This is a genomic window from Stutzerimonas sp. 21-1 (assembly GCF_056336065.1).
Map to the genome: position 1 here is coordinate 2,857,837 of NZ_CM150500.1, position 13,844 is coordinate 2,871,680.

The window sequence follows — 13,844 nt, forward strand, 5'->3', positions numbered from 1 at the left end:
TCCAGCTCGCCTCAGAGCCCCTGCTCGACGAAAGAGCGCGCAAGACCGAGGGCATCATCCAGCCGCCCAGGCTCGCTACCACCGCCCTGAGCCATATCCGGACGCCCGCCGCCCTTGCCGCCCACTGCCGCCGCGGCCTGCTTCATCAGGTCGCCCGCTTTGAATCGAGCCGTAAGATCCTGGGTCACGCCCGCCACCAGCACCACCTTGTCGTCTTGCACGCCGCCGAGCAGGATCACCGCACTGCCGAGCTTGTTCTTGAGCTGATCGACCAGCGCGAGCAGAGCCTTGCCATCCAGCCCATCCAGGCGCGCCGCCAGCACTCGCACGCCCTGCAGTTCGATTGCCGAACCGGCAAGGTCATCGCCAGCAGCACTGGCCGCTTTGGCCTTGAGCTGCTCTAGCTCCTTTTCAAGCTGACGGTTGCGTTCGAGCACACCGGCCAGCTTGTCGAGCAGGTTTTCCCGACTGCCCTTGACCAGGCTCGCCGCTTCCTTCAACTGCTCCTCGGCATCGTTCAGATATGCCAGCGCCTGGGCTCCAGTCACCGCCTCGATACGCCGTACCCCGGCAGCTACACCGCCTTCGCTGACGATCTTGAAGAGGCCGATGTCACCTGTACGCGACACATGGGTGCCGCCGCACAGCTCCACCGAGAAACCGCCACCCATGCTCAGCACTCGCACGGTGTCGCCATACTTCTCGCCGAACAGCGCCATCGCGCCCTTGGCCTTGGCGGTGTCGATGTCGGTTTCCTCGACATCCACAGCGGTGTTGCGACGGATCTCGGCGTTGACCTTGTCTTCCAGGGCCTTGAGTTGCGCGGGCTTGATTGCCTCGAAATGGCTGAAATCGAAACGCAGCCGCTGGCTATCGACCAGCGAGCCCTTCTGGCTCACATGCTCACCGAGCGTCTCGCGCAGTGCGGCATGCAGCAGGTGAGTGGCCGAATGATTGAGCGCGGTGGCCTGGCGCACCGAGGCGTCAACAGTCGCATCGACGCTGGCGCCGACGCGCAGGTTGCCGCTGTCGAGAATGCCGTGATGCAGAAACGCCCCACCGGCCTTGCTGGTGTCGCGCACATCGAAGCGCAGATTTTCGGCCACAAGATAGCCACAGTCTCCAACCTGACCGCCCGATTCGGCATAGAACGGCGTCTGGTCCAGAACCACCACGCCCTCCTCGCCGGCGCTCAGGCTATCCACCGCCATGCCTTCCTTGAACAGCGCCAACACCGTGCCCTGACCGACCGTACCCTGGTAGCCCGTGAAACGGGTCTCGCCTTCGACCTTGACCAGGCTGTTGTAGTCCATGCCGAAGGCACTGGCCGAGCGGGCGCGCTCGCGCTGAGCCTGCATTTCGCGCTCGAAGCCTTCCTCATCGAGGGTAAGCTCCCGCTCACGGGCGATATCCGCGGTCAGGTCCACCGGGAAGCCGTAGGTGTCGTACAGCTTGAACACCACATCGCCCGGAATGATGCTGCCCGACAGTTCGGCCAGGTCCTGCTCGAGAATCTTCAGGCCCTGCTCGAGAGTCTTGGCGAACTGTTCTTCCTCGTTCTTCAGCACGCGTTCGATATGCGCCTGCTGCTGTTTCAGCTCAGGGAAAGCCTCGCCCATTTCGGCAACCAGCGCCGCAACGATGCGATAGAAGAAGCTACCTCTGGCACCCAGCTTGTTGCCGTGGCGGCAGGCGCGGCGAATGATGCGCCGCAGCACGTAGCCGCGCCCTTCGTTGGACGGGGTCACCCCGTCAGCGATCAGAAAGCCGCAGGAGCGGATGTGGTCAGCGACCACTTTGAGCGAGGCCTGGCCTTCGTTGGCGCACCCGATGGCCTCAGCTGCCGCGTTGAGCAGACTCTGGAACAGGTCGATTTCGTAGTTGGAGTTCACGTGCTGCAGCACGGCACTGATGCGCTCCAGCCCCATGCCGGTATCCACGCTCGGCGCCGGCAGCGGGTGCAGGACGCCGTCCGCGGTGCGGTTGAACTGCATGAACACGTTGTTCCAGATTTCGATGTAGCGGTCACCGTCCTCTTCCGGGGAGCCGGGCGGGCCGCCCCAGATATGCTCGCCGTGGTCGAAGAAGATCTCGGTGCACGGGCCGCACGGGCCGGTATCGCCCATCGCCCAGAAATTGTCCGAAGCGTAGGGCGCGCCCTTGTTGTCGCCGATGCGTACCATGCGCTCGGCGGGAATGCCGACGTCCTTGGTCCAGATGTCGTAGGCCTCGTCGTCGGTGGCGTAGACGGTCACCCAGAGCTTTTCCTTGGGCAGGTTCAGCCACTTCTCGGAAGTGAGGAATTCCCAGGCATAGGTAATAGCGTCGCGCTTGAAATAATCGCCGAAGCTGAAGTTGCCGAGCATCTCGAAGAAGGTGTGGTGACGCGCGGTGTAGCCGACGTTTTCCAGGTCGTTGTGCTTGCCGCCGGCACGCACGCACTTCTGGCTGGTAGTGGCGCGGGTATAGGCGCGCTTCTCCAGGCCGAGGAAGCAGTCCTTGAACTGGTTCATGCCGGCGTTGGTGAACAGCAGCGTCGGGTCGTTCGCCGGAATCAACGAACTGGAGGCCACACGGGTGTGCCCCTTCTCTTCGAAGAAGCTCAGGAAGGCTTCACGGATTTCTGCGCTTTTCATAGATTTCTTCCAGAGGACTGCGGCCGAACGCCGCAAAACGGCGCGGTGCGTCAGCACCGCGGTGCCGTTATGCAACCATCCAAACGGATATCGGCAAAGGGCCGCATTATATCGGCACGGCGCACCGGGTATAGGGGATAAATGCGATTGAATCAACCCATTTGACCGCAGGCGCAACGCACGTTTTGCGCTGCGCCGACCTCAACGCAACAGCGGCGTGGCAAGCACCTTGGAGGCACCGCCGAGCAGCGCCGCGGTGATATCGATGAAGTCATCGGTGCTGACCTTGTCCAGGCGCATCAGCCCGCGGCTGACATCGTCCAGCGAATGCCGCCCCTTGCTGCGCTGGCGAATTTCCCGATCCAGTTCCTGCAGCAGCAACACCGCCCGTGCGGTAACCGGCCCGGTAGCTCGCTCAGTACGCAGACTGGTGATTCCGCGACTCCACTCCGTCAGGTGCTCGCGCACCGCCTGATAGCGCCCCTCGCTCATGCCGCCAGCACGGCGCATCAGTTCGATGGCGTAGTACTCGGCCAGGCCTTCGCTGATCCAGTCGCTGCGGTCGGTGTCGCTGATGCGGCTGAAGACGTGTACCAGCTCGTGAATCAGCGAGCTGGTGCCATTCTCGCTGACCAGGGGGCGATCGGCGTGCAGATAAAGCGAATTCGGCGCGGAGAGCCCGCCACGCCACATCGGATCCCCGGCGCCGACGATCAGCAGCTTATCCGGGTCGCGCGGAAATACGTTCTGCAGCTCCGGCCAGACGAAGGTCAGCAGCGTGAGGATGTCCATGCGCCGCACGCCCTCGCCCACCGGCGCGGCAACCGTCACATCGGTTTCGCCTAGCCGCGTGCGACGACTGCCCAGCTTGCCGGCGAGCATCCAGCCGGTGGGGCGATCAAAGATTCGCTCGGAGTTGTCAATGCGGAAGCGGTTCTTGCCGATACGCGGCCAGCCGGTTTCGACGCTCTTCCACCCCTCGGGCAGCTCGAAGCTAAGGCGCGAAACCAGTTTCGTCCCCTCCAACTCATCGAGCCGCGCTGCCGGCACCAGATCATCGCCACGAAACAGCGCCCAGTCCGCGGTCATCCGCGCATCGAAACGGCCGCTGTCGCGAGGATGGCTGATACGCACGCGGTAGGTCAGCCGAGCCTTGCCCTTCGCCGGCCGCCAGATGCCCCGCTCAGGCGACTGCTGCAGCCATTCGCCATCGGCCTGGAAGGCGCTGTAGTAACCCTCGTCACCGAGGCTCAAATCCAGGCTGCGTATCACCTCGCCTTTTTCCAGCGTCAGTTGCACTTCGGCCTGATCCTGCTCGGGGAAAAAGCGCACGAGGTAATCGAGATCGACCCGCTGTCCGGCCCACGCCGGTGTCGCGCCGAGCAGCAGAACGGCAAGCAGGGAAAGCACATGAACGCGCATCAGGGCTATGACTCCGGGACTAGGGGTGGCGGGTAGACATCGGACAAGCGCCGAACTCATCCGGCGCGAAAGATCAGGTGATCCTCCCAATCCTCTTCGGCAACGCTGCCTTCAGCGAGCATTCGACCGGCTTGCGATATACGTTCGACGTGCACCGCGTTGCGATCGCCACAGACGAGGTGGTGCCAGAGCGGCAGATCCTTTCCCTCGGCGACCAGACGGTAGGAGCAGGTCGGCGGCAGCCATTTGAATTGCGCGGCATCCCGGGCATTGAGCTGGATGCAGTCCGGCACGCTGGCACGGCGATTGGGGTAATCGCTGCAGCGACAGCTATCCAGATCCAGCAGCTTGCAGGCGATGCGCGTGTAATAGACGCTGCCGTCTTCTTCGTCTTCGAGCTTCTGCAGGCAGCACAGACCGCAGCCGTCGCACAGCGACTCCCACTCCCCGGCGTCGAGTTCGGCGAGAGTTTTGCGCTTCCAGAAAGGTTCGACTTTGGCGGCCATTACGACTGAGGCTCCAGAAAAACTGTGAGTCTAGCCATTGGCCCGTGACGGGCCAAGCGCGACCGGATGGCGTGCGACTCGGGCCGCAGGGAGCGGCCCGAACGCGCGCGGGGTCGTTACTGGTCGAGCATCTGACGATGGCTGCGCATCTGCTCGAGCATCTGCTCCATGTGCTGAATACGCAGATCAAGCATCTCCTTGGTCGGCGCGCCCATCATGCCCCCGCCCATCATGCCTTTGCCGCCTTTCATGCCCATGCCGGGACCGCCAGCCATCGGGCAGCCGCCCATCATGCCCATACCGGATTGCATGCTCTGCCAGTGTTCGGCCTGCAGTTTCTGGCGCTCCTGCGGGGTCTTCGCCGCCTGCCAGGCCTGCCGATACTCCTGCATCTGCTGCCAGTGCTGCTGCCAGGCCGCGGAATTGTCGGCCGCGGCCGGTGCGTCTTGCGCCTGGGCCGTCAGCGCCAGGCCGGCGAACAGGGAACCGAGTAACCACGATTGAATGTTCATGAACCGTCTCCTTTGTTCAGGGGACTTTCAGCATAGGCTTGAAAACCGCACGCAACCCGACTCCGATCAAGTCCGACTGCGTAACGTTGTCACAGCGGGTCGTTCATGCGCAGCAGCTCTTCGGGCAAGTGCTCGATGTAATCGTCTTCCGCCGGCGGCATCTGCAGGTGATAACCCTGCGTCTCGAGATTGGCCAGCACCTTGCCGATATCCTCGCGCGCCAGCTGGCGCTCCGGCGTCAGTACCAGTTCGAATGCGAGCTGCGGCGTGCCGAATGCGGCGAGCAGCCCCTCGGGCACGCGCGCGAGCGCATCGCGCTTGTCGACATACAGGTACATCCCGTTCTTGCGCAGGCTTTTATAGATGGAGCAGATGCGTTTCATGATGGCGATTTTTCCAGTACGTCGAGCAATGCCTGCCCCATGCGCTCGCGGCGCCAACCGCGCAGCGATTCGGGGAGACTGTAGGGTCCGTTGGGATAGCCGCTCTTGAGCAGCGCCTCGAGAATCTTCTTGCGCAGCATGATCTCCGGCGCGATATCCAATTCCTTCGCCGTACGCTGGCCGACGGCACGCAGTTTCTTCAGAACGGACGCAGCTTCCAGCGGTAGCGGCTCGGGCAACGCGGCAGGCCATTCCTGCGCCGGCAGCGCGGCGGCCTGACGAATCAGTTCAAGCAGCGTCTCGCCATCCTGGCGCACCGTGCGCGGATGCATGTCTTCGATACGCGCCAGCGCTACCAGGTCCTTCGGCTGCGTGCGCGCCAGTGGCCACAGGCTCGCCTCGCGCAGGATGCGGTTGCGCGGCTGATTACGCGCCCGCGCCTGCCGCTCGCGCCAGGCCGTCAGCACACGGAGCACGGCGAGTTGCTGCGGCCGCAATCGCCAGGCCTGCTTGACCTCGCGATACGCTTCGTCCGGATCGGTTTCACGCTGCAGGTTGGCGACCAGCTCGGCACCGTCCTCCACCACCCAGCGCCGCTTGTCCTCGCTGAGGCGCGGTAGCAGCGCGGCATACAGTTCGGCCAGATGTTGCACATCCTCCGCTGCGTAGCGCATCTGCATCTCGCTCAACGGACGCTGCAGCCAGTCGGAGCGGGTTTCATCCTTCGGCAGATCGAGCCCCAGCACCGCATGCACCAGGCGCGAATAGCCCATGGAAAAGCCGAGATTGAGGTAGCCGCCCGCCAGCTGGGTATCGAACAGCGGCGCCGGTAGTTGCCCGGTCAGACGCGACAGCACCTCAAGGTCCTCACCGCAGGCGTGCAACACCTTGACCACGGCAGTGTCCTGCAACAGCCCGGCGAACGGCTGCCAGTCCTTTACAGTCAGCGGATCGATCAGATAGGCGCATCGCCCATCGCCTATCTGCACCAGACCGGCGATCGGGTAGAAGGTATCGACGCGCATGAACTCGGTATCGAGCGCCACGAAGGGCAGTTGCCGCCACTCGGCGCAGAGGCGGGCCAGATGCGCATCATCCAGGACCCATTGAGTTTCGATGGCCACACGGCCCTCCTTGATTCGGCTGACGACCGGCGCGCGGCCGAACGAGGCGCGCAGTATATATCGCGGCTGGCGCGCGCCGGGGGCATTCATCGAGCGTGCCTGGCCTGCTAGTGTGCAGCATTCATCGCCGACCGGAGCCCACCCATGTCTCTTGCCCAACTCATCAGCGCGCAGCAACTGGCCGAACGCCTGCAGCAGCCGCAACTGCGCATTCTCGACTGCCGTTTCGCGCTGGAGGACCCGGCGTACGGCCGACGCAGCCATGCGCTGAGCCATATCCCGAGGGCGCAGTTCGTCGATCTGGAGCAGGACCTGTCCGGCCCGGTGATCAAGGGCGCGACCGGCCGCCATCCGCTGCCAGATGCCGCGGAACTCGTCACTCGCCTGCGCAGCTGGGGAATCGATAACGACAGCCAGATCGTGCTGTACGACGACGGCCCCGGCGCGTTTGCCGCTCGCGCCTGGTGGCTGCTGGCCTGGCTCGGCAAGCGCGAAGATGTGTTCGTGCTTGATGGCGGTTTCAAGGCGTGGAGCGCGGTCAACCTGCCACTCGACACATGGCCAGCCGCGGCACGAACCGGCAACTTTTCCGGTTCGCCCGACAACAGTCTGATCATCGAGGCGCAGCAGCTGCTTGCTGAACTCGACACGCTCGCCCAACCGCTGCTGGACGCTCGCGCGCTGCCGCGCTTTCGCGGCGAAGTCGAGCCGATCGACCCGGTTGCCGGGCATATCCCGGGGGCGATCTGCGCGCCGTTCACCGACAACCTCGCGGCCGACGGGCGCTTCCTCAGCCCGGCGCAGCTGCACGAACGCTTTGCAACCCTGCTGCAAGGCCATACCGGCGAGGTGATCGCCTACTGCGGCTCGGGCGTGACCGCCTGCCACAACCTGTTCGCCTTGAGCTTGGCGGGTTACCCGCTGGGACGACTGTATCCCGGCTCGTGGAGCGAATGGATCACCGACCCCGCGCGACCGTTCGCCTGACGGCGCCATCAGACCGACCAGTCAGGTTCGGAATATTCGGTTTTCGCCCTCAACTCGTGTTTTTTCACGACCGATCGTCGTGTGATTTACGAAAAATTGCACTGTTTCATTTGCGGCTCGTCAGAAAAGATTGCTAGGTTCCGGCGCGTTTTTTCTAAGGAGTACAACAATGAAAACAACATGGTTGAAGACCGCTCTAGCCCTGGCCGTGGGCGCAATGTCCAGCCAGACCATGGCCGCTGGTTTTGCCCTGAACGAACAGAGCATCAGTGGCATGGGCACCTCCTACGCCGGCCGATCATCTTCGGCCGACGACGCCACCACCCTGTTCGGCAACCCGGCCGGCATGTCCCGCCTGACCCGCGAAGAAGTCAGCTTCGGCGCAGCGGCGATCAAAGCGAACACAGATATCGACGACACCAGCAGCTTCCCGGCCACCGGTTCCAATGACGGCGATATGGTGCCCGCGACCGCTGTGCCGATGGGTTACTACGTCAATCCGATCGACGACAAATGGGCGCTGGGCGTCGGCGTCTATGTGCCGTTCGGCCTGGCAACCGATTATGAAAGCGGCTTCCAGGGGCGTTTTTTCGGTGACTACAGTGAGGTTCGCGTAATCACCGTGCAGCCGACCATCAGCTACCGTTTCAACGAAAAGCTGTCGTTCGGCATCGGCCCGACCCTTAACCGCATCGATGGTGAGCTGCAGAGCGCCACACTCAACGGCGGCCGGGTCAAGGTCAAAGGCGATGACACCGCCGTCGGTTTCAATGCAGGCGTGCTGTATGAGTTCACGCCGCACACGCGTATGGGCGTGACCTACCACTCGAAGGTCGAATACACCCTTGAAGGCGATACCAAGCTCAGCGGAGCAGGCTTCGGTCCGTTCGCCGGCAAATACGACGCGTCCCTGGATCTGACCACCCCGGAATCGGTCGACGTCTCCCTGACTCACGAGCTGAATGATCGTTGGACCCTGTACGCAGGCGCCATGTGGACGCGCTGGAGCCGTTTCGAGGCGATCATCATCGAGAACGAGTCGCTTCCGGGCCCGCTGCAAGGCGGCAGTCTGGACCCGATCATCGAAGAGCAGGACTGGCACGACACCTGGTCCTATGCGCTGGGTGCAGCCTTCAAGCTGAACCAGCAATGGACCCTGCGCAGCGGCCTGGCCTTCGATCAGAGCCCGACCAACAACACCCACCGCTCGCCACGCATCCCATCCGGCGACCGTACGGCGGTGAGCTTCGGTGTGGCATGGAATCCGACCGCCGACGTTACCGTCGATCTGGCGTACTCCTACCTGTGGGAAGAGGACACCAAGATTCGCCGTAGCAGCCCCACCCGTGGCGTCTACAACGCCACCTACGAAAACAGCGCCCACGGTTTTGGTGCGTCGTTGAGCTACCGCTTCTGATGCAAAAAAGCCCCGGTCCTGCCGGGGCTTTTCGATTTCAGCGCTGCAGCGCCTGCTCCACCGCTGCCAGCAAACGCGGATCGTCCGGCTTCACTTTGCTGGGAAAGTACGCCACCACCTGGCCGTGGCGGTCTACGACGTACTTGTAGAAATTCCAGCGCGGCGCCACGCCGGCCTGCTCGGCCAGTTGGCGAAACAGCGGTGTGGCATCGCTGCCGCGTACCGGCTGCGTCTGCGTCATGGCGAAGGTCACGCCGTAGTTCACGTAGCACACCTCGGCCGTCTCGGCCTCGTCATCGGACTCCTGAAAGAAATCGTCCGACGGCACGCCCAGCACTTCCAGCCCCTGGCCTTTGTAGCGCTGATAGAGCGCCTCGAGCCCCTTGAACTGAGGCGTGAAACCGCAGTGACTGGCTGTGTTGACGACGACCAGCGCCTTTCCCTGGAACTGCTGGCATAGATCGATGGTTTCCTTCGAGCGCAGCTTGGGCAGTTCATGCTGCAGCAATGCCGGGCATTCACTGGCCAACGCCGGAACAATCGGTGATGCCAATGCAAGCAAGGCGATGAGGGTCAGGGCCTTCATGACTGATCTCCGCAAGGTTGGATGACCACGCTACTCCGCGGCAAATCGCCGGGCAATCGCTCTGCGCGCCCGAGGCCAACAGCAGCCGTGCCCCTTGTGCGACCAAACCGCTCGAGCAGCAGCTAAACATCGCAGGGGCGCTCGCCTGCGCAAAACTGTGCACTACTGCACAGCGACAGAATTGGCAGATGGTACTTTCGCGCGCCTTATTACCAGAGGGACCTGCCGTGAAAACGCTCATCCAGACTGCCGCCCTGGCACTCGCCACGACCATCGCCTCCAGCACCTTCGCCAACGACGGCGCCGCACCGGTTCACGGCGTTCCATCTCCTACGCTGACCGAGGCCGTTGCCAATTTCTCCGAATACAACCAGCGACTCGAAAAAGCACTGGCACAGGAACCGACACCGGAACGCCTGCAGGAAATCCACGAGCTGACCTACACGCTGCAAAACGCCCTGGAAAAGATCAACGAGGATATGGACGGCCTGACTGACACCCTCGAGGAGATTCACATCAGCTCGGAGGCCCGCCAGGCCGACGAGGTACGGGAGCACGCGACCGAATACCTGAAGACCGCACGCACCGTCATCAAGTAAGCAGGCAGCATGAAAAAGCCCGTCGATCTAACGGGCTTTTCTCAGGCTTAGCGTTCGGCGTCAGGGGCGACGGGCAGGATGTCGAAGCCGACGTCGTTGCCGCTGATAACGCGAAACTCCAGCGTTTGCCCTGCCACGACCTTCGCCAGCTTCTCGCGACGCAGACTCAGCTTGCCGCACAAGCTGTCATCCAGCGGGTCGGTGCCGATACCGACGATACGAGCGCCCGCCGGCACCTGAAAACGCACCTGCTCACCGACATGAATGCGCGCCGCCAGCTCTCGGTCGATCAGCAGCGCGATGTAACAACCGCCACCGCGCCAGCCGAAATCGCGTGTGACCACTATCTCGCCGGCATTTTCCAATGGTTGCTGGAAGGCCAGGACACGCTCCGCGGGCACCGGCTTGATCTCTTCCGGTTGCGGTTGCCACGACGAGCAGCCCGCCAGAATGAGCAGGCAAGAGACGGCAGACAGCAGGCGCATGGGCAATTCCTCGGCGACACAGCGAAGCGACAAGCCTAGGCCAAGCACTCATCGCCAGCACGCAAAAAGCGCGTCCGCTCTGCGCACTATCACCTGAAGTCGGGCACGCAACATCAGCCGGGGCCGCTGGAACCATCGTTGCCGAGGATATCGGGATCGTCCGGCAGCACTTCGGGCTCTCTATCATCCTTGTCCCGAGGAGACGGCTTGTCGTCGAAATCCGGATCCTCACCGGGGTTTTTCTCGCCAGCGTTCGTCATCGTCACGTCGGGCTCTTCGTTCGGCTGATCGTCGTTGGGATTCATGGCGTCCTCGGGTCTGCGTGTTTGGTTAAATATTGGAGACGGCAAACCCCGAGGCGTTCGACATGCTCCCTGCCGGCGGTCCGAAGGCTGCAATTGCGACCTCTCGCCACAGCGCACTAAAGCTCTGCAGCCGACTACCGATACCCCCTGCTGTATCGAGCGCGAGTTTCCGTTCCCATCGCTCGGTCAGGAGAACATCTTGCAGTCACCTCGCGCTCAAATCGCCTCGCAACTCGGTCTGGCCCTTGCGCTGATCCTCGCAATCGTCATCACCGGCAGCACGCTCTTTGCGCTTCGCTCGCTGGATACCGCCAACCTGCATACCCGTGAGCAACATCTGGCCAGCGAAGCGCGGCTGCTCGCCGATCAGCTGAGCACCTTTCACGACACGCTGCGAGAAAGCACCGAGCGTCTCAGCGGGCTCTTCGAAAAGCGCTTCGCCAGCGGCCTGCAACTCAGCGAATCGGAGCAGATCGAAGTCGGCGGCGTGCCGACGCCCGCGCTGATGCTCGACGGTACCGCGCTGAACAACGATTTCACGCTGGTCGACGATTTCCGGGAAATGACGGCCGGGGTGGCTACCGTGTTCGCCCGCAAGGGCGATGACTTCGTGCGTGTCAGCACGTCGGTCACCAAGCAGGATGGCAGCCGCGCGATCGGCACCCTGCTCGACCGTCAGCATCCGGCCTATCCGCTGCTGCTCGCCGGCAAACAGTACATCGGCCGCGCATTCCTGTTCGACCGCCATTACATGACCCAGTACACGCCAGTGGTCGATGCCAAGGGGCGGGTGATCGCCGTGCTGTTCGTCGGCTTCGACTACACCGACGCGCAACACACGCAGTTCGAGGACCTGGCGCGCTTTCGCATCGGTGAAACCGGCTCGCTCGCGCTGCTCGACGAAAAGCAGCAGTGGCTGGTGCCCCCGCTGGCCTGAACCAGCCGGAGCAAGCCGCATCCAAGGCCGCCGAACTGGGACGCCAGAGCGGCACTGGGCAGTACTGGCAGGATGGCGACGCGGATATCTACAGCGTCGGCGCCACATTCGACGGCGGCCCCTGGACCGTGCTGGCCAGCATGCCAGCCAGGGAAATTCGCGAAGTCACCTGGAGCGTGGGCACCCGCCTGGCAATCGGCAGTCTGCTGGCCATGCTGCTGGCCGTTGCGGCCACCATCTGGCTGCTGCGCCACAAGCTCAAGCCGCTCGCCGCGCTGGTGCAGCAGGCGCAGGCGTTGGGCGCCGGCGATCTCAGCGTGCGCCTGGCCGTGCGCAGCGATGACGAGATCGGTCAGCTGGCCGACAGTTTCAACCGCATGGGCGAAGCCCTGTCGAGCATGGTCGCGCGCATTCGCGGTGCGTCCGGCGAAGTCAGCCAGCGCGCGCAGCTGCTCGCAGGCCTTTCCAGCGGCGCGAGTGAAGGCATGGAACAGCAGTCCGGCGAGATCACCAGCATGGCCGGTGCGGTGGAAGAATTCAGCGCCACGTCGCTGAACATCGCCGACAACATGCGCGACACTCAGCAGGTGGCTCGCGCCAACGCCGAGCAGACGCGCGTTGGGCGCGCGGCCATGGACGAAGCCTCCGACGCGCTGGCGCAGATCGCCTCGGCACTGAGCAGCACAGCCGAGGTGGTACAAAGTCTCGACCAGCGCTCGCAGGAAATCGGCGGCATCGTCGGCGTGATCACCGCCATCGCTGAGCAGACCAACCTGCTCGCGCTCAATGCCGCCATCGAAGCCGCGCGCGCCGGTGAGCAGGGCCGCGGCTTCGCCGTGGTCGCCGACGAAGTGCGCAACCTGGCCTCGCGCACCCGCGAAGCCACCGACCGCATCACCGGCATGATCAGCCAGATCCAGGCCGAAACCGGCAACGCCATGAGCACGATGGAACGCGGTCAGCGGCTGATGGATGACGGCCTGCAACGCAATGCCAAGGTGGCCGACGTGCTGGCGGTGATCGACGAGCAGAGCCGCAGCACCGACGAACAATTCAGCGCCATCAGCACCGCCACCCAGGAGCAGAGCAGCACCGCCACCCTGCTCAGCAGCAACCTGCAAAGCATCGCCCTGACCAATCAGGAGCAGCGCGAAGTGGTCGCCAACCTGGCCGAAACCGCCGGCGAGCTCGACAGGCTGGCCGCCGAATTGCGCACCCAGGTCGACCGTTTCCGCGCCTGAGGGCCGACCAGGCAACCCACCCGTGACGCCGGGCTGCACCGGCGCCGCGGGGCTTCGCCGAAACGTGCGACCACGCTTCCGATTGCACTGCCCTGGCGGCTCCACCACACTGGCCGCTCACACCCAACCGCAGTCGGAGATTCCATGCAGACACTCACCCCCCAATCCCGCGCGGCCATTCTCGAAAACCCGGACGCCCTGGAATGCACCCTGTACCGCCCCGACGAATACGACGAGGAAGCGGAAGAACAGGACCTTGGCGACGCGCGCATCATCATCAGCGGCCCCTTCGAAGCCCCCGCCGAATGGGACGCCAAGGACCGTGACGACTACTTCGACGGCACCGCGCCAGAAGCCTTCGTCGTCGCTCGCATCGCCTGCGAAGCCGCGCCCGACTCCGGCGCCTACTTCACCGTCGTGCCCGGCGACTATGCGGCCGTCATCGAGCAGCCGGGCAAAGTCTCGATGTTCTATGTCTGGGATTGCCTGAGCGATGCCGAAGGCCAGTACGTTCTGATCCGCGAGGAAGAAGAACAGCTCTGATCGCACCGCGTCATTTCGGTGGCTGTACATAGCGACATCCACCCTACGGTTTCACAACGGACCGTAGGGTGGGCTTCAGCCCACTCATGCAACGTAACGCTGCCGGCGGACCGGAGCCGTGCTAAGCCGGCACACCCATCTGCTATCGATACCGACCGCGC

The 13,844-nt window shown here is 63.6% G+C and carries 13 protein-coding genes and 1 pseudogene; 5 read left to right on the top strand and 9 right to left on the bottom strand.

All coding sequences use genetic code 11. The features are described 5' to 3' along the window. Window positions 1-11: 11 nt before the first annotated feature. The 6 genes from alaS to rnd form a co-directional block, all read right to left on the bottom strand. Entirely contained in the window at window positions 12-2,636 is a 2,625-nt protein-coding gene (gene alaS / locus AC0ZJQ_RS13860; RefSeq protein ID WP_476476810.1) for an alanine--tRNA ligase, read from the bottom strand. A 201-nt stretch (window positions 2,637-2,837) separates the two neighbouring features. After that, the gene (locus AC0ZJQ_RS13865; protein WP_476476811.1) at window positions 2,838-4,058 is read right to left on the bottom strand and encodes a hypothetical protein; all 1,221 of its coding nucleotides are present in this window, start codon (window positions 4,056-4,058) and stop codon (window positions 2,838-2,840) included. Window positions 4,059-4,114: 56 nt separating this feature from the next. Then, entirely contained in the window at window positions 4,115-4,564 is a 450-nt protein-coding gene (locus tag AC0ZJQ_RS13870; protein ID WP_008569906.1) for a YcgN family cysteine cluster protein, read from the bottom strand. A gap of 116 nt (window positions 4,565-4,680) precedes the next feature. After that, a complete protein-coding gene (locus AC0ZJQ_RS13875; RefSeq protein ID WP_008569907.1) occupies window positions 4,681-5,076 on the bottom strand; it encodes a hypothetical protein in 396 nt (131 codons plus the stop codon). A gap of 89 nt (window positions 5,077-5,165) precedes the next feature. Further along, window positions 5,166-5,459 (bottom strand): YcgL domain-containing protein, encoded by a 294-nt coding sequence (locus tag AC0ZJQ_RS13880; protein WP_008569908.1) that lies wholly within the window; start codon window positions 5,457-5,459, stop codon window positions 5,166-5,168. Beyond that, window positions 5,456-6,583, bottom strand: coding sequence for a ribonuclease D (gene rnd / locus AC0ZJQ_RS13885; protein WP_314019527.1), 1,128 nt, complete (start codon window positions 6,581-6,583; stop codon window positions 5,456-5,458). The genes AC0ZJQ_RS13880 and rnd overlap by 4 nt, the downstream gene beginning before the upstream one ends. 144 nt (window positions 6,584-6,727) lie before the next feature. Here rnd and AC0ZJQ_RS13890 point away from each other — a divergent pair, with 144 nt between their 5' ends. After that, window positions 6,728-7,570 (top strand): sulfurtransferase, encoded by an 843-nt coding sequence (locus tag AC0ZJQ_RS13890; protein WP_476476812.1) that lies wholly within the window; start codon window positions 6,728-6,730, stop codon window positions 7,568-7,570. A gap of 169 nt (window positions 7,571-7,739) precedes the next feature. Next, entirely contained in the window at window positions 7,740-8,987 is a 1,248-nt protein-coding gene (locus AC0ZJQ_RS13895) for an OmpP1/FadL family transporter (RefSeq protein WP_102828815.1), read from the top strand. A gap of 37 nt (window positions 8,988-9,024) precedes the next feature. Here the strand turns inward: AC0ZJQ_RS13895 and AC0ZJQ_RS13900 are convergent, their stop codons facing one another. Beyond that, window positions 9,025-9,573, bottom strand: coding sequence for a glutathione peroxidase (locus AC0ZJQ_RS13900; RefSeq protein ID WP_102828814.1), 549 nt, complete (start codon window positions 9,571-9,573; stop codon window positions 9,025-9,027). Between the two features lie 227 nt (window positions 9,574-9,800). Here AC0ZJQ_RS13900 and AC0ZJQ_RS13905 point away from each other — a divergent pair, with 227 nt between their 5' ends. Beyond that, window positions 9,801-10,172, top strand: coding sequence for a DUF6746 family protein (locus AC0ZJQ_RS13905; protein WP_458988611.1), 372 nt, complete (start codon window positions 9,801-9,803; stop codon window positions 10,170-10,172). Between the two features lie 47 nt (window positions 10,173-10,219). On the opposite strand, the gene AC0ZJQ_RS13910 is transcribed toward AC0ZJQ_RS13905, so the two are convergent. Both AC0ZJQ_RS13910 and AC0ZJQ_RS13915 read right to left on the bottom strand, forming a co-directional pair. Then, window positions 10,220-10,657 (bottom strand): 3-isopropylmalate dehydratase, encoded by a 438-nt coding sequence (locus tag AC0ZJQ_RS13910; RefSeq protein WP_165595055.1) that lies wholly within the window; start codon window positions 10,655-10,657, stop codon window positions 10,220-10,222. 113 nt (window positions 10,658-10,770) lie between these two features. Continuing rightward, the gene (locus AC0ZJQ_RS13915) at window positions 10,771-10,962 is read right to left on the bottom strand and encodes a hypothetical protein (protein ID WP_008569916.1); all 192 of its coding nucleotides are present in this window, start codon (window positions 10,960-10,962) and stop codon (window positions 10,771-10,773) included. A 199-nt stretch (window positions 10,963-11,161) separates the two neighbouring features. Here AC0ZJQ_RS13915 and AC0ZJQ_RS13920 point away from each other — a divergent pair. Further along, a pseudogene (locus tag AC0ZJQ_RS13920) lies at window positions 11,162-13,140 on the top strand (methyl-accepting chemotaxis protein). Between the two features lie 144 nt (window positions 13,141-13,284). Beyond that, window positions 13,285-13,683, top strand: a complete 399-nt coding sequence (locus AC0ZJQ_RS13925) for a hypothetical protein (RefSeq protein ID WP_008569921.1) — start codon at window positions 13,285-13,287, stop codon at window positions 13,681-13,683. The last annotated feature ends 161 nt before the right edge of the window (window positions 13,684-13,844 follow it).

Excerpts from the sequence above, each read along its gene's own strand:
- alaS (WP_476476810.1), bottom strand. The coding sequence starts at position 2,636 with ATGAAAAGCGCAGAAATCCGTGAAGCCTTCCTGAGCTTCTTCGAAGAG.
- AC0ZJQ_RS13865 (WP_476476811.1), bottom strand. The coding sequence starts at position 4,058 with ATGCGCGTTCATGTGCTTTCCCTGCTTGCCGTTCTGCTGCTCGGCGCG.
- AC0ZJQ_RS13870 (WP_008569906.1), bottom strand. The coding sequence starts at position 4,564 with ATGGCCGCCAAAGTCGAACCTTTCTGGAAGCGCAAAACTCTCGCCGAA.
- AC0ZJQ_RS13875 (WP_008569907.1), bottom strand. The coding sequence starts at position 5,076 with ATGAACATTCAATCGTGGTTACTCGGTTCCCTGTTCGCCGGCCTGGCG.
- AC0ZJQ_RS13880 (WP_008569908.1), bottom strand. The coding sequence starts at position 5,459 with ATGAAACGCATCTGCTCCATCTATAAAAGCCTGCGCAAGAACGGGATG.
- AC0ZJQ_RS13890 (WP_476476812.1), top strand. The coding sequence starts at position 6,728 with ATGTCTCTTGCCCAACTCATCAGCGCGCAGCAACTGGCCGAACGCCTG.
- AC0ZJQ_RS13895 (WP_102828815.1), top strand. The coding sequence starts at position 7,740 with ATGAAAACAACATGGTTGAAGACCGCTCTAGCCCTGGCCGTGGGCGCA.
- AC0ZJQ_RS13900 (WP_102828814.1), bottom strand. The coding sequence starts at position 9,573 with ATGAAGGCCCTGACCCTCATCGCCTTGCTTGCATTGGCATCACCGATT.
- AC0ZJQ_RS13910 (WP_165595055.1), bottom strand. The coding sequence starts at position 10,657 with ATGCGCCTGCTGTCTGCCGTCTCTTGCCTGCTCATTCTGGCGGGCTGC.
- AC0ZJQ_RS13915 (WP_008569916.1), bottom strand. The coding sequence starts at position 10,962 with ATGAATCCCAACGACGATCAGCCGAACGAAGAGCCCGACGTGACGATG.
- AC0ZJQ_RS13925 (WP_008569921.1), top strand. The coding sequence starts at position 13,285 with ATGCAGACACTCACCCCCCAATCCCGCGCGGCCATTCTCGAAAACCCG.